Source organism: Burkholderia sp. Leaf177, assembly GCF_001424345.1.
Taxonomy (GTDB): Bacteria; Pseudomonadota; Gammaproteobacteria; order Burkholderiales; family Burkholderiaceae; genus Caballeronia.
This window is the reverse complement of record NZ_LMPF01000025.1, coordinates 462,380-482,643: the sequence shown is the minus strand read 5'-3', so window position 1 is coordinate 482,643 and position 20,264 is coordinate 462,380. Positions and strand designations below refer to the sequence as shown.

The 20,264-nt window shown below is 59.3% G+C and carries 18 protein-coding genes; 16 read left to right on the top strand and 2 right to left on the bottom strand.

Annotated elements, in window-relative coordinates; translation table 11 throughout:
* Positions 1-26: 26 nt before the first annotated feature.
* The 6 genes from ASG35_RS28735 to ASG35_RS28710 all read left to right on the top strand — a co-directional run bounded on the left by ASG35_RS28735 (position 27) and on the right by ASG35_RS28710 (position 6,963).
* Positions 27-821, top strand: a complete 795-nt coding sequence (locus ASG35_RS28735) for a MetQ/NlpA family ABC transporter substrate-binding protein (protein ID WP_056365803.1) — start codon at positions 27-29, stop codon at positions 819-821.
* Between the two features lie 212 nt (positions 822-1,033).
* Complete coding sequence (locus tag ASG35_RS28730) at positions 1,034-2,050, top strand: ABC transporter substrate-binding protein (RefSeq protein WP_056365800.1); 1,017 nt, start codon at positions 1,034-1,036, stop codon at positions 2,048-2,050.
* A gap of 14 nt (positions 2,051-2,064) precedes the next feature.
* On the top strand, positions 2,065-3,054 hold the full coding sequence (locus ASG35_RS28725) for a quinone oxidoreductase family protein (RefSeq protein WP_056365797.1): 990 nt from the start codon (positions 2,065-2,067) through the stop codon (positions 3,052-3,054).
* Positions 3,055-3,117: 63 nt separating this feature from the next.
* Positions 3,118-4,422: an MFS transporter gene (locus ASG35_RS28720; RefSeq protein ID WP_056365794.1), complete on the top strand. Its 1,305-nt coding sequence runs from the start codon at positions 3,118-3,120 to the stop codon at positions 4,420-4,422.
* A 518-nt stretch (positions 4,423-4,940) separates the two neighbouring features.
* A complete protein-coding gene (locus ASG35_RS28715) occupies positions 4,941-5,618 on the top strand; it encodes a response regulator transcription factor (RefSeq protein WP_056365791.1) in 678 nt (225 codons plus the stop codon).
* On the top strand, positions 5,608-6,963 hold the full coding sequence (locus tag ASG35_RS28710; protein WP_056365788.1) for a sensor histidine kinase: 1,356 nt from the start codon (positions 5,608-5,610) through the stop codon (positions 6,961-6,963). The genes ASG35_RS28715 and ASG35_RS28710 overlap by 11 nt, the downstream gene beginning before the upstream one ends.
* A 66-nt stretch (positions 6,964-7,029) precedes the next feature.
* Here the strand turns inward: ASG35_RS28710 and zwf are convergent, their stop codons facing one another.
* Complete coding sequence (zwf, locus tag ASG35_RS28705) at positions 7,030-8,505, bottom strand: glucose-6-phosphate dehydrogenase (RefSeq protein WP_056365787.1); 1,476 nt, start codon at positions 8,503-8,505, stop codon at positions 7,030-7,032.
* Between the two features lie 461 nt (positions 8,506-8,966).
* Between zwf and ASG35_RS28700 the strand changes: the two genes are divergently transcribed.
* The gene (locus ASG35_RS28700; RefSeq protein WP_056365784.1) at positions 8,967-9,875 is read left to right on the top strand and encodes a LysR family transcriptional regulator; all 909 of its coding nucleotides are present in this window, start codon (positions 8,967-8,969) and stop codon (positions 9,873-9,875) included.
* 41 nt (positions 9,876-9,916) lie between these two features.
* Here the strand turns inward: ASG35_RS28700 and ASG35_RS28695 are convergent, their stop codons facing one another.
* Positions 9,917-10,351 (bottom strand): GFA family protein, encoded by a 435-nt coding sequence (locus ASG35_RS28695; RefSeq protein ID WP_056365781.1) that lies wholly within the window; start codon positions 10,349-10,351, stop codon positions 9,917-9,919.
* 370 nt (positions 10,352-10,721) lie between these two features.
* On the opposite strand from ASG35_RS28695, the gene atzF reads away from it, so the two are divergent.
* The 9 genes from atzF to ASG35_RS28650 are packed head-to-tail and all read left to right on the top strand — an operon-like array spanning position 10,722 to position 20,242.
* Entirely contained in the window at positions 10,722-12,545 is a 1,824-nt protein-coding gene (gene atzF / locus ASG35_RS28690; protein ID WP_056365777.1) for an allophanate hydrolase, read from the top strand.
* Positions 12,546-12,597: 52 nt separating this feature from the next.
* Positions 12,598-13,695, top strand: a complete 1,098-nt coding sequence (locus tag ASG35_RS28685; RefSeq protein WP_056365774.1) for a BMP family ABC transporter substrate-binding protein — start codon at positions 12,598-12,600, stop codon at positions 13,693-13,695.
* A 27-nt stretch (positions 13,696-13,722) separates the two neighbouring features.
* Positions 13,723-14,838, top strand: coding sequence for an ABC transporter permease (locus tag ASG35_RS28680; protein WP_056365771.1), 1,116 nt, complete (start codon positions 13,723-13,725; stop codon positions 14,836-14,838).
* A complete protein-coding gene (locus ASG35_RS28675; protein WP_056365768.1) occupies positions 14,831-15,757 on the top strand; it encodes an ABC transporter permease in 927 nt (308 codons plus the stop codon). The genes ASG35_RS28680 and ASG35_RS28675 overlap by 8 nt, the downstream gene beginning before the upstream one ends.
* A gap of 25 nt (positions 15,758-15,782) precedes the next feature.
* Positions 15,783-16,475, top strand: coding sequence for a biuret amidohydrolase (gene biuH, locus ASG35_RS28670; protein WP_056365764.1), 693 nt, complete (start codon positions 15,783-15,785; stop codon positions 16,473-16,475).
* A gap of 2 nt (positions 16,476-16,477) precedes the next feature.
* A complete protein-coding gene (locus tag ASG35_RS28665; protein WP_056365761.1) occupies positions 16,478-18,088 on the top strand; it encodes an ABC transporter ATP-binding protein in 1,611 nt (536 codons plus the stop codon).
* A complete protein-coding gene (locus tag ASG35_RS28660; protein ID WP_056365758.1) occupies positions 18,085-19,089 on the top strand; it encodes a formamidase in 1,005 nt (334 codons plus the stop codon). The genes ASG35_RS28665 and ASG35_RS28660 overlap by 4 nt, the downstream gene beginning before the upstream one ends.
* Positions 19,086-19,478 carry an oxalurate catabolism protein HpxZ gene (gene hpxZ / locus ASG35_RS28655; RefSeq protein ID WP_056365755.1) on the top strand — a complete coding sequence of 131 codons (393 nt, stop codon included), beginning with the start codon at positions 19,086-19,088 and terminating at the stop codon, positions 19,476-19,478. The genes ASG35_RS28660 and hpxZ overlap by 4 nt, the downstream gene beginning before the upstream one ends.
* Positions 19,479-19,510: 32 nt before the next feature.
* The gene (locus ASG35_RS28650; RefSeq protein ID WP_056366143.1) at positions 19,511-20,242 is read left to right on the top strand and encodes a GntR family transcriptional regulator; all 732 of its coding nucleotides are present in this window, start codon (positions 19,511-19,513) and stop codon (positions 20,240-20,242) included.
* The last annotated feature ends 22 nt before the right edge of the window (positions 20,243-20,264 follow it).

Below are 20,264 nucleotides of genomic sequence, written 5' to 3'. Positions count from 1 at the left end.
TTTCCATATAAAGCTCAGGGGTAGTCATGCAACGTCGATTTGTCTTCAAGCTGGCCGCCGTGATTGGCGCAGCGGCACTGTTCACCAACGCCGCTCTGGCCGACGAAACCATCAAGGTCGGTGTGACCGGCGGCCCGCATGCGCAGGTCATGGAAGTGGTCAAGCAAGTGGCCGCAAAGAATGGCCTGAACATCAAGGTCGTGGAGTTCGCGGACTACGTCCAGCCGAACGCGGCGCTGGCGTCCGGCGATCTCGATGCCAACAGCTATCAGCACGCGCCGTATCTCGATGCACAGGTCAAGGACCGCGGCTACAAGATCATCAAGATCGCGGACACGGTCACGTTCCCGATGGGCATCTATTCGAAGAAATACAAGTCGCTCGCGACGCTGCCCGCGGGCGCGCGCATCGCGGTGCCGAACGATCCGACCAACGGCGGCCGCGCGTTGTTGCTGCTGCAAAAGAACGGCTTGCTGAAACTGCGCGCGGACGCGGGCCTGAAAGCGACGCCGCTCGATATTGTCGAGAATCCGAAGAAGCTGAAGATCGTCGAACTCGATGCCGCGCAGATCCCGCGTTCGCTCGCCGACGTGGACGCCGCCGCGATCAACACGAACTTCGCAATGGAAGCGGGGCTGAAGCCGAAGCAGGACGCGATCGCGATTGAAGATCCGAACGGGCCGTATTCGAACATCATCGCCATTCGCGCCGCCGATAAGGACAAACCTTGGGTGGCGAAGCTTGTCGCCGCGTATCACTCGGCGGAGGTGAAGCAGTTTATTGAAGGGAAATATGCCGGCGCGGTGATCGCCGCCTGGTAATTTGAATCTCATAGCAGCAAATAAGCGCGCTCTATCCAGAAAGGGACAGGGCGCGTTTTTATTAGGTTCCCTACCAGTCGATTTTGTGGTTCGAGGGTAAACGCCGAGGATTTTCCGGACCATCAGAAAGCAGGCAGAAGGCTTCGGTTTCATATACTGGCCGCACACTAAAAGAAGAGTTCGGTTCAGCACCGAGAAGGAGACGCTTGAAGATGAGGTTGTTACGCCGCCTGTTTACGCCAGCTTGCATGTTCGCCGCGCTGCTGTGCGCCGCGACCGCCGCGCACGCGGAAAAGCTGACGCTGATGGCCGGCGGCACTTCGAAGATCGTCTACTTGCCTTTGGTGCTTGCATCGCAACTCGGCTATTTCAAGGACGAAGGCCTCGAATTCGAAATCCTTTCGCAACCTGCGGGTGTCGATACGGCGACCGAACTGTTGGCAGGCGCCATTCAGGGCGCGGTCGGTTTCTACGATCACACCATCGACCTTCAAAGCCGTGGCAAGGAAGTCGAAGCGCTCGTCGTGTTCAACAAAAGCGCGGGACTGGTCGAGCTGGTATCGAAGAAATCCGCATCGGGATTGCGCACCATGGCCGACGCAAAAGGCGCGACGCTGGGCGTGACCGGACTCGGATCGTCCACCTATTTCCTGACACGATATCTCGCTGCGCGCGCGGGTTTATCGCCGAAGGATTACGCCGTTTTGCCGGTGGGCTCGGACGATAGTTTCATTGCCGCGATGGAGCAGGGACGGATCGACGCCGGCATGGTCGAGGAACCCAGCGCCAGCCATTTGCTGGCAACCGGTCGTGCGAAGGTGCTGGTGGACATGCGCAGCGTGGAAGGCACGACGTCCGCGCTCGGCGGCGCCTACGCGGGTTCGTGTTTCTACGCGGAGCGCACATGGGTCAATACGCATCGCGATCAGGCACAGAAGCTTGCGCGGGCGTTGGTGCGCGCGCTTGCGTACATGGCGTCGCACAGCGCGGAAGACGTTACCGCAAAGTTGCCGCCCGACTTTTACGGCCGCGATAAAGCGCTCTACATCAGCGCGCTCAAGGCCGCGATTCCGACATTCACGGTCGACGGACGCATGCCCGATGGCGCGCCCGCCGCTGTGCTCAACGTTCTCACGCACGTCAATTCAACACTCGATCCGCGCCATATCGACTTGTCGAGGACTTATACCAACGAGTTCGTGGATCGTGTAAAGCCTGGTTCGAAATAATTCCGGAGACCCGAATGAAAGCGATAGGTATAGAACAGTACGGCGGTCCTGAAGTCCTGATTCGTAAGGATATCGAAGTACCGGCGCCCAAAGAAGGCGAGGTGCTCGTCAAGCTCAGGTGCGCCGGCATCAACTTCATGGATGTCCACACGCGGCAGGGCAAATACAAGACGTCGCGGACTTATCCGGTCCGGCTTCCTTGCACGCTTGGCATGGAAGGTGCCGGCGACGTGATGAAACTGGGCGCCGGGGTCACATCGTTTGAACTGGGAGATCGCGTGGCGTGGTGCATTTCATGGGGTGCATATGCCGAGTACGCCGTCGTGCCTGCCGCCCGGCTTGCGCACGTTCCGGATTCCATCGGTTATGACCTGGCTGCGGCAGCGATCTTCCAGGGCTCGACCGCGCACTATTTGATCGACGATGTCGGGCAGATCAAAGCGGGCAGCACATGCCTGATTCACGCGGCATCAGGTGGTATCGGCCAGTTGCTGGTGCAGTTGGCAAAGCGTCGCGGCGCCACCGTGTTCGCGACAACAAGTAGCGATTCCAAGGCGGAAGTCGCTCGCAGGCACGGCGCCGATCACGTGATGCTCTACGACAACGGACGCTTCGCCGACCGCGTGCGCGAAGCAACTGGCGGCAAGGGCGTGGACGTGGTGTACGACGCAGTTGGGCGTACCACGTTGCGCGACAGCTTTCGGGCGACGCGTGTTCGCGGACTCGTCGTCAACTACGGCTCCGTGGCGGGATCGCTGACTGATCTCGATCCCATCGAGCTAGGGGAAGCCGGGTCGCTGTTCCTGACGCGCCCGAGACTTGCCGACCATCTCGCCGATGCCGAAACAGTCCAGCGGCGCGCCAACGACGTGTTCGCGGCACTGGCCGAAGGCGCTCTGACCATTGACATCAGCGGCCGCTATACGCTCGATAACGTTGAAGAGGCGCATGCCGCATTGGAGGAACGACGTCAGCTCGGCAAGTCGGTAATAGTCATCGGATAGCCGCGTGAATTTTCACGGCGGGATATGTCCCCGCGCGATACCTCTTTAAAGAAGGCTTGTGTCATGTCCTCAAATCTGTCCTCAAACGCGACGCCTGCTGGCGAGTCAAAAGCCAGGGCCGTGTTCCGTGTTGTCAGCGGTAACTTCCTTGAAATGTACGACTTCACGGTCTACGGTTATTACGCCTCGGCGATCGCAAAGACGTACTTCCCGGGCGGCAGCGAATTTGCGTCGCTGATGCTGGCACTTTCGGTATTTGGCGCCGGTTTCCTGATGCGTCCCATAGGCGCAATCGTGCTCGGCGCGTATATCGATCATCATGGACGGCGCAAGGGGTTGATCCTCACGCTGACCCTCATGGCAATAGGCACGGCTTGCGTTGCATTCGTGCCCGGCTACGCGACCATCGGCATGCTTGCGCCCGTCCTCGTGCTCATTGGACGTTTGCTGCAAGGATTCTCGGCCGGTGTTGAACTCGGCGGAGTATCCGTATATCTCTCAGAGATCGCGACCAAGGGTAACAAGGGATTTTTCTGCGCGTGGCAGTCGGGCAGCCAGCAAGTGGCTGTGGTGGTTGCCGCTCTGCTCGGCGTGATACTGAACCAGGTGGTTTCGCCCGAGCACATGAGCGCATGGGGGTGGCGGGTGCCGTTCCTGATCGGCTGCCTGATCGTGCCGTTTGTTGTGTACATTCGCCGCTCGCTGCGGGAAACCGATGAATTCATCGCTCGCAAGCATCATCCGGCGATCGGTGAAATCATGAAGTCGATGATTCAACATCGCGGCCTCGTGCTTGCCGGCATGGGTCTCGTGATCATGACCACGGTCTCGTTCTACATGATCGCGGCCTACACGCCGACCTTTGGCAAGGAGGTGCTCAAGCTTTCGTCGAGAGACGCATTGCTCGTGACCGTATGCGTGGGCGTGTCGAACTTCTTGTGGCTACCGATATCGGGTGCAGTGTCGGATCGTATCGGGCGGCGTCCTGTGTTGCTGACGTTCACGGTACTTGCGATCTTGACGGCTTATCCTGCGGTGCAATGGCTGGTTGCCGCGCCTTCATTTGGACGTTTGCTCGGAGTCGAACTGTGGCTGTCGTTCCTTTACGCATGGTACAACGGCGCGATGATCGTCGCGCTTACCGAGATCATGCCGGCTGAAGTGCGAACCACGGGCTTCTCGATTGCATACAGCCTTGCTTCGACGATTGGCGGATTCACGCCGGCCATTTCGACTTACCTGATCCATGTGACAGGCAACAAGGCGGCGCCTGGAATCTGGATGGGGCTTGCAGCGGCGTGCGGGCTGATTGCGACGTTGGTGCTATACAGGACGGCGCAAGCGCGGGGGCAATATAAACTTGCTTGAGGAGCGTAAAGCGGAGGAACTGGAGTCGGTGCGATGGCGGCTGTCAGATAACGCGAGTGGCGTTCCTCTGATTTTTCGCAATCAGAGTTCCGGGCAAGCACACGGCACAACCGGACCGATACGGCCAAACCGTACGTTCTCGTACCAAGAGACGAGGCGCAGGTTTCCGTATTAACGGACTCCGACACTGGTGGCGAAGCGTGTGGGTATGTAATGCCGGAGGGGAAGGGTTTCAGCGGGACGCGGTTATGCGCTAAGGGTGCTTCTTGCGTACCACGCAGTTGTGACTGCACGCTGTGGACACTTATGAGCTGATTGTGGAGAGGCGTTTTCTTTGCTTCGTTTCTTTTTCGCCGTTGGAAAAAGAAATGAAGTGCCGCCACGCACAGTGGCTAAAAGTGATTAAAAGGACAGCAAAGACAGAACCCGCGAAGGCCTAAGCAGCAGCAACCCGGCACAAACCCCCCCAAGCTACACTAACCCGCATAACCCCCCCCAAACCAACCGCGACGAACGCAATGAAGCTACTGCTGGTCGAGGACAATGAGCAACTCGCTCACTGGCTCACTAAAATCCTGGAAGACGATGGTTTCGTGCTAGACCGCGTCAGTGACGGCGACTCCGCCGACCGGTTCCTGCGCGCCGCCCGCTACGACGTGGTACTGCTCGACCTAAACCTTCCCAACCTGTCCGGCAAAGGCGTGTTGCGACGCTTACGGGAACGGGGCGACCACACGCCCGTTCTGATCCTGACGGCCAGCGGTTCCGTCGATGAAAAAGTAATCTGCCTGAGCGCCGGCGCTGACGATTACGTCGTCAAACCATTCGACGCACGTGAACTCGTCGCACGCGTCAAGGTACTGGTCCGGCGCCAGTTGCCCTCGCGTTCGAACAGCACCCGTTGCGGCGACCTTTCCTACGATATCGACCGGCGCCAATTCGCAGTTTCCGGCGAAACGTTGAACCTCACGCCGCGCGAACACGCCGTTCTCGAGATGTTGATCCTCAAGGCAAAAAAGACCGTATCGAAACCGATGCTTGCCGACTCCCTCGGCAGTTCGAGCACGCATACGAGCGAAGATGCGATTGAAATCTATGTATCGAGGCTGCGCAAGAAGCTAGAGAAAAGTACGGCGACGATCATCACGCTAAGAGGTCTTGGTTACCTTCTGCAAGCCGGCGACGATGACGAATAGCTTGCGCCTGCGCTTGCTGCTGTGGCTGCTGTTGCCGCTCACGATCTATGTGCTTGCGGCCGGGTTCATGGCGCGTGACAGCGCGCAGAAAACCGCAAGCCTCATCCAGGACAACGCGCTTCTCGCCTCCGCCCGCGTCATGGCTGGAGACGTCAAATGGGACGAGAGCGACTTGCATGCCGATATCTCTCCAAGCGCAATCGAAATCCTGAGCTCGCCTTATGGCGACCGCGTGTTCTTCCGCATCAAGGTGATCGACGGTCCTCCGATTGCGGGGACATCCGATCTCGAGCAAGTCGAGCCAGCTACGTCGCCGGGATGGTATGACACGCAAGTCGACGGGCAAGCGGTGCGCGCGGTATCGATCATCCGCCCCATGTACGACTCGGGCGAAAGCAAACGCATTCTAGTTTCGGTCGGCAGGACAGAGCTCGAACGCGACGCGCTCGCGGCCGATTTATGGCGCCCGCAATTGCTGCATTTCGCCGAGATCATCGCCATTGCTGTCGTGCTGGTTTGCGTGGGCCTCACTTTCGAGCTCAGGCATTTGATGGCGCTGACCAAGGACGTGCGTGATCGTGCGCCGAGCGAACTCGTGCCCTTGAGTTCAACGCATCTGCAAAGCGAGTTGCGGCCAATCGTCGATGCAATCAATCAATGCATTGCGCGCATCGAGCGGCAAACGGCCATGCAGCGTCGCTTCATTTCCCACGCCGCGCATCAGTTGCGAACGCCGCTAACGCTACTGGGCGCGCAGTTGCAATACGCGCGCCGACATGACGATCTGGCGACAGTGAAGGAGACCTTGTCGGCCATGCATAAAAGCAATGGCGCACTGGTTTCGTTGACGAACCAGTTGCTTCTGCTCGCGCAAGCCGAGACCGCCGATTACAGCCATTTCGAAGGCGAGCGCGTCGATCTGCGCGAGATCGCGACGACGGTCATCGAAGAACTCGCGCTGCTCGCCGCGCGTCGCGAGATCGAGCTCGCGGCGCAACTGGCGAACGATGCAGTCGTGCTTGGCAATGCACGTTTGCTTTCCGTCTTGATTTTCAATCTCGTCGATAACGCCATCCGCTACACGCCGGAATCGGGGCATGTATCGCTTGTTATCGAGCGGCGCGGCAAAACGATTCTGCTGATTGTGACGGATGACGGACCGGGTATTTCGTCCGATGTTCGCGACCGAGTATTCGAGCCGTTCTTCCGGGCGTCGGCTGAAGAAGGCAGTGGACTGGGCCTTGCCATCGTGCGTGAAATCGCCCGGGCGCATCGGGCGCATATTCGCCTGGACGATGGTCACGATGGCAAGGGGCTAGGAGTGTTTATCGAGTTTCCATGCTAGAAGTGCACAAAAAAACGCGCGGACCTCAAGGCCCGCGCGTTCGTTCTGTAGCCAATAAACAGCGCCTCAGCTTTCTTCCGCCCACGCCATGTTTTCCCGCGCCATCAGTGCCGACGATGCCGCCGGACCAAATGTGCCTGCCGTGTAAGTACGCGGACGATCGTTCAGTTCTTTCCAGCCATCGAGAATCGGTTCGACCCACGCCCACGCAGCTTCGAGTTCATCACGGCGCATGAAGTGTGTAAGGCGCCCGCGCATCACATCGATCAGCAAACGTTCGTACGCTTCCGCGCGACGCTCCGTGAACGCCTGCTGCAAGTCGAGGTTCAGGTTCACGGGCAGCATATGCATGCCGCTGCCCGGCTCCTTCGCGAGCATTTGCAGCTGGATTGATTCCTCGGGCTGCAACTGGATGATCAGGCGGTTGCCGTAGTTACGCGGGCCGCTCGGAATGATCGAGAACGGCAGGTCCGCAAATTCGATCACGATTTCCGATTGCTTCTTCTGCAGCCGCTTGCCCGTGCGCAAGAAGAAGGGCACGTTCGCCCAGCGCCAGTTGTTGATATGCGCGCGAATGGCCACGAACGTTTCCGCACGACTGTCCGCCGGCACGTTGTCTTCTTCCATGTAACCCTTGACCGGCTCACCGCCAATCGCGCCCGGGCTGTACTGACCGCGCACGGTATCGCGGGCAATATCGGCGACCGTCATCTTGCGCAGCGAGCGCAGCACCTTGAGTTTTTCGTCGCGTACGGCGTCGGGATCGAGCGATACAGGCGGCTCCATTGCCACAATGCACAACAGCTGCAGCAAATGGTTCTGCACCATGTCGCGCAGCGCGCCGGTCTGGTCGTAGAAGCCGGCCCGGCTGCCCACGCCCACCGTTTCCGCAACGGTAATCTGCACGCTCTTGATGTACGGTGCTTGCCACAAGGGTCCGAAGATGGCATTGCCGAAGCGCAGCACCATCAGGTTCTGCACCGTTTCCTTGCCGAGATAATGGTCGATGCGATAAATCTGCGCCTCGGCGAAATGGCGTCCCACTGATGAATTGATCGCCTGTGCCGACGCGAGATCATGCCCCAGGGGTTTTTCGAGCACGACGCGCGAATTTGTATCGACGAGATCGGACGCCGCGAGGTTATCGCAGATGGTCGTGAAGAGCTCCGGCGACGTCGCCAGATAAAACACGCGGCATACGTCCTTGCGCGCCACTTCGGCAAGATTCAAATAGTCGCCCGGCTGATCGATGTTGATGCGCACATATTCGAAGAGACCTAGGAATGTGTCCCACGATTGCGGGTCGAGCGCTTTTGCATCGACGAAAGGTTTCGATTGTTCCTGCACGAACTGGACGTACTGCTCGCGCGACCAGTCACGGCGGCCGATAGCGATGATGCGCGTTTGCGGCGGCAGGTTGTCGTGCAGGTGCGCCATATAAAGCGCGGGCAGGAGCTTGCGTGCGGAGAGATCGCCGGCGCCGCCAAAGATGATCATGTCAACCGGAAGATCGGGCGTAGCAGAAGGAGTTTGAGTGGTCATGGTGCGTAGGGAATCGCGAGTTGATGCAATCAAATTTGCGCTCCGTAAGAGCGGCCTTTTACGACGCTAAGTATGTCGTTATACCAGTTACGCCCGGATCGGGCTGGTACGGGAACTCCGAAGGCGCTGCACAGCCTGTTGATTGGCATTGACTGCATGTCGCTCGGCGCCCGCGCCTGCACGCTGGTGCGTATCAGCGGATCTTGCAGCATGAATATGGCAAGACTACGCGTTAGCGATAAATCGACCCACCGGTCGGTAATAGCACTTCGGATTCTCAGGCGCAAACAAGTGTAAGTAGACGGCCGGCGCTTGGCAACTTGCGCTACGGCTGAAAACATCCATCGTTTATTGCTTGCGAAGACAGGCACGCGAGCCGAAAACATTTTCGTCATAATCACGAAAATCGCTTTGGCGGCCTTAAGCGATAAACCTGCGACTTTCAATTTTCCATAGCGTCCATGATCAAACTCGAAGACCTGCTTATCTTCGTGACCGCAGCGGACAGCGGCAGCTTGTCGGCCGCCGCGCGCCAGCTGAATTTGACGCCATCGGTGGCAAGCGTCGGCCTCAAGCGGCTGGAAACGGAACTGGGTGTGCGCCTGCTCGCACGCTCCACACGAAGCCTGCGGCTGACACCGGACGGCGAGCGATATCTTCAATACGCGCGCAACGTCATGGGCGAGGTGGAAGCAGGACGGCACGCCGTGGCGCGCGGTCGCAAGGCTATTGGCGGGACGGTATCGATGTCGATTCCATCAGACCTCGGGCGTCACGTCCTCGGACCCTGGCTCGATGAATTTCAGGTCAGTCATCCTGACGTGACGCTGCAAGTTCGTATTGGCGATCGTGTGACCAACATGTTCAGCAACCCGGTCGACCTTGCTATCCGTTATGGAACGCCCGAAGATTCGACGCTGATCGCGTTCCCGTTGGCGCCTGAAAACCGGCGTGTGTTGTGCGCGTCGCCGGAGTATTTAATGAAGCACGATTACCCGCTCGTTCCCGGGGATCTGCTCAAACATAATTGCCTTCGCTTTTCGTTAAGCGATACCGTTCACGATCATTGGACTTTTTATAGCAATGGCGAGCTGGTGTCGGTCAATGTTCGCGGCAATCGCAGCAGTGACGACGGAGAACTTGTCCGACGATGGGCCGTTGCAGGACACGGTCTCGCGTATAAATCCAGAATCGATGTGCTCGCGGATTTGCGAAGCGGCGCGCTCCAGGCTTTATTGACGGAACTGGAAGGAGAGCGCGCGCCGCTTAGTCTTGTTTGCGCGCATCGGCTAATGCTTTCTCCCACGATCAACGCGTTACGTGACTTCCTGCAGCAGCGGATCGCGCTTTATCTGGCGCGACCCGCTTGAAGCAAGATCGTTGAATGGATTTGCTTGCAGTCTGGCGGCGCTCACTCGGCCATGGTCACGCCTGATCCGCCCATCTCCTCCGGAAGGTCCTTCATTTTCGGCAAGCCGTCGTGCATTGGCAGCCTTGTTTCCTGATAGTGCACATGCAGGCCCGCCTCGTACGGGAAGTCTGGAATGGTCGCGGCATAAACGTCGGTCACACCCATGCCCGGATGTTCGGTGAACAGATGGCCGCCGCACGTCTTGCACCATTTACGATAGCTGTGCGGCGTCTTGTTGTAAGTGCCTATGTTGTCGGCGCCTTTGGTGATGCGCACGGCTTCGGGTTGCCATAGCGTGAACGCGTTGACAGGTCCAGCCGACCAGCTTCGGCACGAAGCACAATGGCAATAACCCATCCCGACTGGCGCGCCCGTTACGGTGATCTCCACTGCGCCGCAAAAACAGCTTCCGTTGTAGATTGGTTCCTCTCCCATGATGTATCTCCTTAGCTAACCATTAGATGGTTTTGGATGCTTTCAATCGTTTTATTCGTCAGGAAAATTAGTAAGGCATCCGTACTTATTATGCAGGAAACACGGGTTATAGGGGATGTTTGTAAGCTATGGTTAGCTCGCAGAAAGTGTTAAGTGCGCGGCGCGCTGTTTTTGTGCGGCGGCGTTCTTCGGCGGTGCGTGGCGCACCAGGATTCTAAACATTTGAAGTCTGCCGGGGTTGCTGTCCAAAACCGCCAAAACACGTTGATAATCTTTATAGACAAGGACTTACAGCGAAAGCACAGGGCGAAAACTCACGCTGGCACATCTCCTGCATTATGAATCCCATCTTGTATGCAAGACGGAATTCATGGACAACGATCCTCGAACCTTCGACTGTTTGCGTGTAACCAAGCTTCTCGATGCTTATAGGTTGCGCGACTTTACGCCGGTCAGCGTCATCGATATGGTATTCGACCGTATCGGCGAAATCGATCGTCCGGAAATATGGACGCTGTTATTGCCGGTCGATGCAGTTCGCGCTCAGGCTCGCGCGCTTGAAAAGGCGCTTGCAGAAGAGGGCGATACGGTGTTCGAGCGCTTGCCGCTATTCGGCGTGCCGTTCGCGGTAAAGGACAATATCGATGTCGCGGGCTTGCCGACCACTGCCGCATGCGAGCCCTTCAGCTACACGCCGGAGTTCAGCGCGTTCGCCATTCAGCGCTTGCTGGATGCAGGCGCGATTCTTGTCGGCAAGACCAATCTCGATCAGTTCGCCACCGGCTTGGTCGGCACGCGATCGCCGTTTGGCGCCGTGCGTCAGGTTGAGTTTCCGGAGCGTGTATCGGGTGGATCGAGCTCGGGTTCGGCGGTATCAGTGGCGGCAGGTTGCGTGGCGTTTTCGCTCGGGACCGATACCGCCGGGTCAGGCCGCGTGCCCGCCGGATTCAACGGAATAGTCGGGCTCAAGCCGTCGCTGGGTCTTGTCAGCAAGCGCGGCGTGGTGCCTGCTTGCCGCAGCCTCGATACGTTGTCGATCTTCGCGCACGATGTCGCCGATGCGTGGCACGTCCTCGCGCAAATGGCGAAATTCGATGCGCGCGACGCGTACTCGCGCAAGGTGCCGCCGTTGGGCGCAACGTCGTCGGCGTTGCGTCTCGGCGTGCCGGCAGAACTGGAATTCTTCAACGATACGACCGCCCAGCAAGCCTTCGGCGCGACACTCGATGTGATATCGGCGGATCTCGCAACGACCCCGGACGCTATCGATTTCACGCCGTTCAAGCGGGTTTCGGCGTTGCTCTACGACGGCCCGTGGGTCGCGGAACGGCGTGCTGCGCTGGGCGCATTCTTCGACACCAATTTCGCCGACATCGATACAACCGTTGCCGCCGTGATTGGAAAGGCGGATCGCTTCAGCGCAGTCGATGCATTCAATGGACAGTACGCGCTCGCAGAACTCAAACGCGAATCCGAACGATGTTTCGATGGCATCGATGTCCTGATCGTTCCCACCACACCAACGCATCCGCTTATTGCAGATGTTCAGGCAAGTCCGATCGAGCGCAATAGCGAACTCGGTTACTACACCAACTTCGTGAATCTGCTGGACCTGTGCGCGTTGTCGGTGCCGTGCGCGCGAAGAAGCGATGGATTGCCAGCGGGCGTGACGCTGATCGCGCCGAGCGGGTCCGACCATCGGCTGGCGGTTCTGGGCGCGCGCATCCAGGCGCTTTTCAACGACACGGCCAGTCCCGAACTTCAACCGTTGCCATTCCAGGAACCGACCGTCGCGCTCGCAGTAGTCGGCGCGCATCTGCGCGGGCAGCCGCTCAACAAGCAGTTGCTCGAAGCGGGCGCACAGTTCATGGAAGCGACCAGTACATCGTCAGCGTACCAGTTGTTCGCTCTCCCAAATACTTCACCGCCGAAGCCTGGTCTCGTACGAAACGCGGATCGCATTGGCGCAGCGATCGCCGTCGAAGTCTGGGACGTGCCGGTGCGCTCGTTCGGCAAGTTCGTGATGGACGTCCCATCGCCCATGGGTATCGGCACGATCGAGCTGAGCGATGGACGCTTCGTCAAAGGTTTCATCTGCGAACCATGGGCGGTATCGGAGATGAGCGGAGCGCGGGACATCACCGCTTTCGGCGGCTGGATTGCCTATCTCGACAGTCTTCAAACCAGAACCTGATAAATCACGACCCACCTAAATCACGAACCACCTTGAACAGGAATCGAACGACATGACCAGCCGTCGCACATTCATCAAAGACGCGAGCCTCCTGGCGCTTGCAACCATGGCGCCGTTCCAGTCGGTTTTTGCTGCGGGAAAAACAACCGTTGGCGTGATCTATGTCGGCGCGCGTGGCGACTATGGCTACAACCAGGCGCAAGCCGCAGCGGCCGCGATCATCAAGAAGCTGCCCAACGTAAAGGTCGTGGAAGAAGAGAATGTGCCGGAGACCATCGCGGTCCAGAAGACCATGGAAGCGATGATCGAACAGGACGGCGCAACGCTCATCTTCGCAACGTCGTTTGGTTACTTCGACCCGCATGTGCTCAAGATGGCGGCCAAATATCCCAACGTGCGCTTCGCGCATTGCGGCGGTTTGTGGAAGCAGGGCAACCCGCCGAATATTGCGAGTTACTTTGGTTATATCGATGAATGTCAGTACTTGAATGGTGTTGTCGCCGGTCACATGAGCAAGAGCAAGAAGCTCGGCTTCGTCGCGGCCAAGCCTATCCCGCAAGTGCTGCGCAACATCAACGCGTTCACGCTCGGCGCGCAGTCCGTCGATCCATCCATCGCGACGCAAGTGATTTTCACCGGCGACTGGTCCATGCCCGTAAAGGAAGCCGAAGCAACGAACAGCCTTGTCGATCAGGGTTGCGACGTGATCACGTGTCACGTCGATGGCCCGAAGGTCGTTGTCGAAACTGCCGAGAAGCGTGGCGCGATGAGTTGCGGTTATCACGCGAGCCAGGCCGCACTCGCACCAAAGGGTTATCTCACGGGCGCGGAGTGGGACTGGGCGACGCCGTACAAGCAACTGGTCGCCGATGCACAGGCCGGCAAGCCGCAGCCGAATGTGCTGCGCGGCGGCCTGAAGGATGGTTTCGTGAAGATGTCGCCGTACGGCGCGAAGGTCACGCCGGATGCGAAGAAGGCCGCCGACACCATCAAGGCCAGCATGATGGCCGGCACCTTCGTGATCTTCAAGGGTCCGATAAAAGACAACAAGGGCGGCGTTGCAATCGCTGCCGGCACGAGCCATCCGCAGACCGACTACACGCTGGAAAGCATGAACTATCTCGTGTCCGGCGTCACTGGCCAGATCTGATGGCGTTGTCATTCTGAAGGAGCCGTGATGCGTCCCAATGCCTCGACCGCCCGCGTCTTGCTCGCCGCGTTGCCCGCTATTCCGACGGTGCTCGCGCTCGCCGGGACACTGGTGCTGTTCTCGTTGTTTCTGCTCGTGCAGGGTCAGCCGGTCCTCGATGCAGTCGGCTTGATCGTGCAGGGCGCATTCGGTTCGTCGTTCGCCTGGCAGAGCACTTTGCTGCGTGCGTCGCCGCTGATGCTGACCGCGCTTTGCGTGGCGTTGCCCGCGCAAGTGGGGTTGATCGTGATCGGTGGCGAAGGTGCGCTGGCGTTGGGTGGAATGTGCGCGGCCGTAGTCCCGCAAATGCTTCCTGCAAATACGCCATGGCTGATTGCAACGCCGTTGATGGCGCTTGCCGGCATGCTTGCGGGCGCGGCGTGGATCGGTGCAGTCGGTGCATTGCGGCAATGGCGCGGCGTGAACGAGACCATCAGCAGCTTGCTGATGGCGTACATCGCGATTGCGCTGTTCAAGTTTTTTGTCGAAGGCCCGCTGCGCGATCCTGCAAGCCTGAACAAGCCTTCCACGCTTCCGGTTCCTTCGTCGATGTCGATAGGGTCGTTGCCGGGTCTTGAAGTGCACTGGGGCCTCATGTGGGGCGTTCTTGCGTGCATAGCGGCGTGGGTCTTCGTCAAGTACAGCACCAAGGGCTTTGCGATGCGCATTGTCGGTGGCAGCAATCGTGCTGCGCGTCTGGTCGGCTTGCCGGTGAATGCGCTTGCGTTCGTTGCGTGTGCGCTTGGCGGCGCAGCGGCGGGGCTCGCCGGCATGTTCGAAGTCGCGGCGGTGCAGGGCAGCGCGAATGCATCGCTGCTCGCGGGATACGGCTATGCCGGAATACTCGTGGCCTTCGCCGCACGCCAGAATCCGCTGGCGATCATCGTGTGCGCGGTGATGATTGGCGGCATCGAAGCGAGCGGGAGCCTGTTGCAGCGCCGCCTCGATCTCCCCGATGCCACCACGCTTGTTCTCCAAGGTCTTCTGTTCGCAAACTTGCTGGCATGGGAGGCGCTCGGCGGGCGGATCGCGGCGTGGCGCGTGCAGTTGCAGGCCGCAGCCATTGCCAAAGTCAACATGCCGATGGAGCAAACCCATGCCTGATGCACATTCGCCCATCGTCATCTTGTTGCTGTCGCTTGTGGCCGGCGCGATCCGCGTGAGCACGCCGTATCTTTTCGTGAGCCTGGGCGAATGCCTGACCGAGAAGGGCGGCCGCGTCAATCTCGGCCTCGAAGGCATCCTGGTTTCAGGCGCGATGAGCGGTTACGCCGCGTCTTACCTGACCGGCTCGCCATGGGTGGGCGTGCTTGCGGCGGGTTGCGTGGGATTGTTGCTTGGATGCCTGCACGGACTCGTATGTTCGCTGCCTCGCGTCTCCGATATCGCGTTCGGCATCGCGTTGATGCTGCTCGGCACTGGACTCGCGTTTTATCTGGGCAAGCCGTTTATCGAACCGCAAGCACCTGGCCTTCAGTCATTCGATTTTGGCGCGTGGGCCAGCTCGCCTCAGTTGCACAACGCGCTGCATGTGAATCCGCTTTTTGTGATCGGCGTGATGCTGGCGTTCGTATTGCAGTGGGGACTGCGCAGCACGCGCTGGGGCATGACCTTGCGTCTGGTTGGCGATCATGCCGAGACCGCGCGCGCGATGGGTTATCCGCTGACCCGGATTCGGATCATCGCCACTTCCGTGGGCGGCTTTTTTGCGGGCGTTGGCGGAGCGTATCTGTCGCTCGTTTATCCGGGAAGCTGGAACGAAGGGTTGTCGAGCGGACAGGGTTTGATGGCGGTAGCGCTCGTTATCTTCGCGCGCTGGCAACCTTTGCGATGCCTGTGGGCCGCATTGCTTTTTGGCGCGGCCGGTGCGCTCGGGCCTGCGTTGCAAGCCATTGGCGTGACAAGCGGTTATTACCTCTATAACGCGGCACCCTACGTGCTCACGCTCGCAATCATGATCATCAATTGCCGTCCCGATCGCACGCTTGCCGGCGCGCCGGGCGAACTGAGTCTCACACGCTGACCCATTTTTAAAGGCGCATCCGACCATGACCCGATTCATTGATGCCAGACCCTACCCTTGGCCCTTCGATGGCAACCTGCGCCCGGACAACACTGCGCTGATCGTGATCGACATGCAGACGGACTTCTGTGGCCACGGTGGTTATGTCGACAAGATGGGCTACGACTTGTCGCTTACGCGCGCGCCTATCGAACCGATAAAACGTGTGATGAACGTAATGCGCGAACAAGGCTTCACGATCATTCATACGCGTGAAGGGCATCGGCCGGATCTGTCGGACTTGCCTGCGAACAAGCGCTGGCGCAGCCGTCGCGCGGGAACGGAAGGCGTTGGCATCGGCGACGATGGTCCTTGCGGGCGCATCCTGGTACGTGGTGAACCCGGCTGGGAAATCATCGATGAACTTGCACCTTTGCCTGGCGAAATCGTCATCGACAAACCCGGCAAGGGCTCGTTCTGCGCGACCGATCTCGAACTGATCTTGCGCACGCGCGGTATCGTGAACCTGGTGCTGACCGGCATCACCACCGACGTTTGCGTCCACACGACCATGCGCGAAGCGAACGACCGCGGCTTCGAATGCACGGTGCTCGCCGACTGTTGCGGTGCGACCGATCGCGGCAATCACGAAGCCGCGCTGCACATGATCACGATGCAAGGCGGCGTGTTCGGCACGGTCTCCAGTTCAGACGCGCTCCTGACCACGCTCGGCGGCTGACCATGTCCACTTCATCGCATGCGCTGGGTGTGGAGATACACAACGCCAGCAAATCGTTCGGCGCATTTCGCGCGCTGGACAACGTCTCGATCAAGGTCCGCGCGGGCACGGTGCACGCGTTGCTCGGCGAGAACGGTGCGGGCAAAAGCACGCTGGTGAAGGGCCTCGTAGGGTATGGCGTGCTCGATGAAGGGCAGATTTCAGCGGGCAATCGTGAGGTTCACATCAACTCGCCGCGCGATGCTCAAAGCCTCGGGATTGGCATGGTGTATCAGCATTTCACGCTGGCATCGGGTTTGTCGGTGGAAGAAAATCTGTTGCTCGCGCGTGGCCGCCTTCCCTGGAAGATAGACTGGAAAGCAGAACGTGCGGCGCTCGGCGCGTTCATGCAGGGTATGCCGTTTCGCTTGCCGCTCGACGCGCCGGTCTCGGGTCTCGCGGCTGGCGAAAAACAGAAACTTGAAATTCTCAAGCAGCTATATTTGAAGCAGCGTTTCCTTATTCTCGATGAACCCACGTCCGTTCTCACGCCACAGGAAGCCGATGAAGTGCTGGGCCTGATGCGCGATCTGACGACGCGTGGCGAACTGACCGTGCTGATGATCACGCATAAGTTTCGCGAAGTGATGGCCTACGCGGACGATGTCACCGTGCTTCGCAAAGGCCGCCAGGTGGGTACGAGCGCGGTGTCGGAAACCAGCCGCGACGCGCTGGCGGCACTGATGATGGGCGCCGGCGAAACGCGCGACACCGCCGTTATGGAAGCGGTCAATGCCGAACGCGTCGCGCGCAAACCGGTGAACGCTGCGGGGCAGATTCGCCTTGCGATCAGTATGCTTTCCGTCGACGACGATCGCGGCCACGCCGCAGTCAAACGCGCATCGCTTCAAGTACGCGCGGGCGAGATCCTCGGCATCGCGGGTGTGTCGGGGAATGGGCAGAAGGAACTGGTCGAGGCGCTTGTCGGGCAACGCCGCGTAAAGGCCGGCGAGATGGAAGTCGCGGGCAGCGCGTATCGCGCAACGCGTGAAGAGATGACGCAACGACGTGTCTTCGCGATCCCCGAAGAGCCGCTCAAGAACGCGTGCGTGGCGGGCATGAGTGTCGCGCAAAACCTGGCACTCCGAGACTTCGATCGTGCGCCGCTGCGCCGCGGCGGATGGCGTCTCGACCGCCACGCCATGCGAGATCGCGCTGCACAGCTCATCGGCGAATTCAATGTACGGCCGCCGCTTCCCGAACGCGCCATCGGCACGCTTTCTGGCGGCAACGTGCAGCGTGCAGTGCTTGCACGCGAGCTGGGTCAACCGGTGGATGTGCTGATCGTCGCGAACCCGGTGTTCGGTCTCGACTTTGCATCGGTGGCGGATATTCACGCGCGGATCATGGCCGCGCGCGATGCGGGAGCCGCCGTCTTGCTGGTGAGCGAGGACCTCGATGAACTGCTGGAACTGGCTGACCGCATTACCGTAATCGCGGAGGGCGAACTCGTGTACGAGACGTACGCGGCAAACGCCGATCGCGCGACGCTCGGTCACTACATGGCGGGACATGGCGATACCGTCACGCACAATGCGCCCGCTACCGAACCTTTGAAGGAGGTCATTGAATGAGCTCGAGTGGATTGGGCGGATTGAACAAGTCGCCGAACGGCATTGTGATTGGTCTCGTGCAATTGCAAAATCCGGACGTATCGACACCGCAGGAACTTGCCGCGCAGACGCAGAAAATCGTGGCGATGGTCGGCAAGGCGCGACGTAATAATCCTTCCATGGACCTGGTCGTGTTTCCGGAATATGCGCTGCATGGTCTCTCCATGCGCACCGATGACGCCATCATGTGCACGCTCGACGGTCCCGAAGTGGCGGCGTTCAAGGCGGCGTGTATCGAGCACAAGATCTGGGGCTGTTTTTCGATCATGGAGCACAATCCGGACGGCAATCCGTACAACAGCGGATTGATCATCGACGATACGGGCGAGATCAAACTCTATTACCGGAAGCTGCATCCGTGGGTGCCGGTCGAGCCGTGGGAGCCTGGAAATATAGGGGTTCCGGTGTGCATTGGACCGAAGGGCGCGGTTCTTTCGCTGATCATTTGTCACGACGGCATGTTTCCCGAGATGGCGCGCGAAGCCGCCTACAAGGGCGCGGAAATCATCTTGCGTACAGCGGGCTACACCGCGCCTATACGTCACGCGTGGCGAATCACGAACCAGTCCAACGCGTTCCAGAACCTCGCGCAAACGGCGAGCGTGTGTCTTTGCGGAACAGATGGCAGTTTCGATTCGATGGGCGAAGGCATGTTCTGTGATTTCGATGGCACGGTGATGGTGGACGGCAGTCATCGGCCGGATGAAATCATCACGTGTGAAATGCGGCCCGACCTCGTTCGTGAAGCGCGCGTTAATTGGGGCGTCGAAAATAACATCTATCAGTTCGGGCATCGCGGCTACGTGGCCGTTAAAGGCGGTGCGCAGGATTGCCCATACACGTTCATGCATGACATGGTGCATGGTGAATATCGCCTGCCCTGGGAAGACGGGGTCAAGGTCACAGACGGCACGTCTTGCGGTTTTGCGCCGCCCGAACGGACCTATAAAGGCAAGCCATGAGCGTCGAGATCAATTTGCCCGAAGTCATTGCCGAAGTATGTGCGGCGTTTGTCGAATACGAACGTGCGCTGGTTGCGAACGATATTAAAACCATGAACGCGCTGTTCTGGAATGCTCCAGAGACGGTGCGTTACGGCATTGCTGAAATCCAGCACGGCGGCGACGCCATTCGTGAATGGCGCGAGACTTGCGCGCCGGTTCCTGTTTCGCGCAAGTTGCATCGGACCATCGTCACGACGTTCGGTCATGACTTTGCAACCGTCAGTACCGAGTTCACGAGCGACGCCACCGTCATGATCGGGCGGCAGATGCAAAGCTGGGCGCGCATTGGCGATGACGCCAACTGGAAAATCGTCGCCGCGCACGTCAGCCTGATTCCCGAACCCTGAAACGCCGATAATAAGAAAAAATGGGAGCGCGAATGCAGGAAGACACGATTGAAGCGGCTATTGAAACCGTCGAGCCGAACGCGGCGAATCCGCTTGCCGAACAGGTCTATCAGCGATTGAAGAACGACATCTTCAACTTCCGGCTGTTTCCGGGCGACCGTTTTTCGGAGAATGGAATCGCCCAGTATTACGGCGTCTCGCGCACGCCCATGCGCGACGGGCTGTTTCGTCTGCAACGCGAAGGTTACCTCGAAGTCGGTTTTCGGCGCGGCTGGAAAGTGGCGACGATCGACTTCAATCAGATGGATCAACTTTACGATCTGCGCATCGTGCTGGAACTCGCCGCGCTCGAACGAATGACCGCGGGCGGCGACGCGGCGCGCGCAGCCATCGACGCACTGAAAGCAATCTGGTGCGTCGAACCGCAAACGCGCGAATCCGATGCCGTGAAGATGTTCGGCATGGACGAAGATTTTCATCGGCAAGTGGTGGCCGCTACCGGCAACGCTGAAATGGTCCGCGTGCATAACGACGTGACCGAACGCATTCGCATTGTGCGGCGCCTCGATTTTCTCAAGCCGCACCGGACCAGCGCGACCTACGACGAACATTCGACCATGCTGCATCTGATCGAACGCAAACGCCTGACCGAGGCATCCATCTTGCTGCGAGCGCATATCACCCAGAGCAAGCTGGAAGTTCGGAAGATCACCGTCTCGATGCTCGATGCGGCCCGCGATGTAAAGCTGCCATTCGTGTCGTAGGTCCATTCGAGCGCCGGTTCCA

Coding starts and splice junctions, on each gene's coding strand:
- ASG35_RS28735 (WP_056365803.1), top strand. CDS start 27: ATGCAACGTCGATTTGTCTTCAAGCTGGCCGCCGTGATTGGCGCAGCG.
- ASG35_RS28730 (WP_056365800.1), top strand. CDS start 1,034: ATGAGGTTGTTACGCCGCCTGTTTACGCCAGCTTGCATGTTCGCCGCG.
- ASG35_RS28725 (WP_056365797.1), top strand. CDS start 2,065: ATGAAAGCGATAGGTATAGAACAGTACGGCGGTCCTGAAGTCCTGATT.
- ASG35_RS28720 (WP_056365794.1), top strand. CDS start 3,118: ATGTCCTCAAATCTGTCCTCAAACGCGACGCCTGCTGGCGAGTCAAAA.
- ASG35_RS28715 (WP_056365791.1), top strand. CDS start 4,941: ATGAAGCTACTGCTGGTCGAGGACAATGAGCAACTCGCTCACTGGCTC.
- ASG35_RS28710 (WP_056365788.1), top strand. CDS start 5,608: ATGACGAATAGCTTGCGCCTGCGCTTGCTGCTGTGGCTGCTGTTGCCG.
- zwf (WP_056365787.1), bottom strand. CDS start 8,505: ATGACCACTCAAACTCCTTCTGCTACGCCCGATCTTCCGGTTGACATG.
- ASG35_RS28700 (WP_056365784.1), top strand. CDS start 8,967: ATGATCAAACTCGAAGACCTGCTTATCTTCGTGACCGCAGCGGACAGC.
- ASG35_RS28695 (WP_056365781.1), bottom strand. CDS start 10,351: ATGGGAGAGGAACCAATCTACAACGGAAGCTGTTTTTGCGGCGCAGTG.
- atzF (WP_056365777.1), top strand. CDS start 10,722: ATGGACAACGATCCTCGAACCTTCGACTGTTTGCGTGTAACCAAGCTT.
- ASG35_RS28685 (WP_056365774.1), top strand. CDS start 12,598: ATGACCAGCCGTCGCACATTCATCAAAGACGCGAGCCTCCTGGCGCTT.
- ASG35_RS28680 (WP_056365771.1), top strand. CDS start 13,723: ATGCGTCCCAATGCCTCGACCGCCCGCGTCTTGCTCGCCGCGTTGCCC.
- ASG35_RS28675 (WP_056365768.1), top strand. CDS start 14,831: ATGCCTGATGCACATTCGCCCATCGTCATCTTGTTGCTGTCGCTTGTG.
- biuH (WP_056365764.1), top strand. CDS start 15,783: ATGACCCGATTCATTGATGCCAGACCCTACCCTTGGCCCTTCGATGGC.
- ASG35_RS28665 (WP_056365761.1), top strand. CDS start 16,478: ATGTCCACTTCATCGCATGCGCTGGGTGTGGAGATACACAACGCCAGC.
- ASG35_RS28660 (WP_056365758.1), top strand. CDS start 18,085: ATGAGCTCGAGTGGATTGGGCGGATTGAACAAGTCGCCGAACGGCATT.
- hpxZ (WP_056365755.1), top strand. CDS start 19,086: ATGAGCGTCGAGATCAATTTGCCCGAAGTCATTGCCGAAGTATGTGCG.
- ASG35_RS28650 (WP_056366143.1), top strand. CDS start 19,511: ATGCAGGAAGACACGATTGAAGCGGCTATTGAAACCGTCGAGCCGAAC.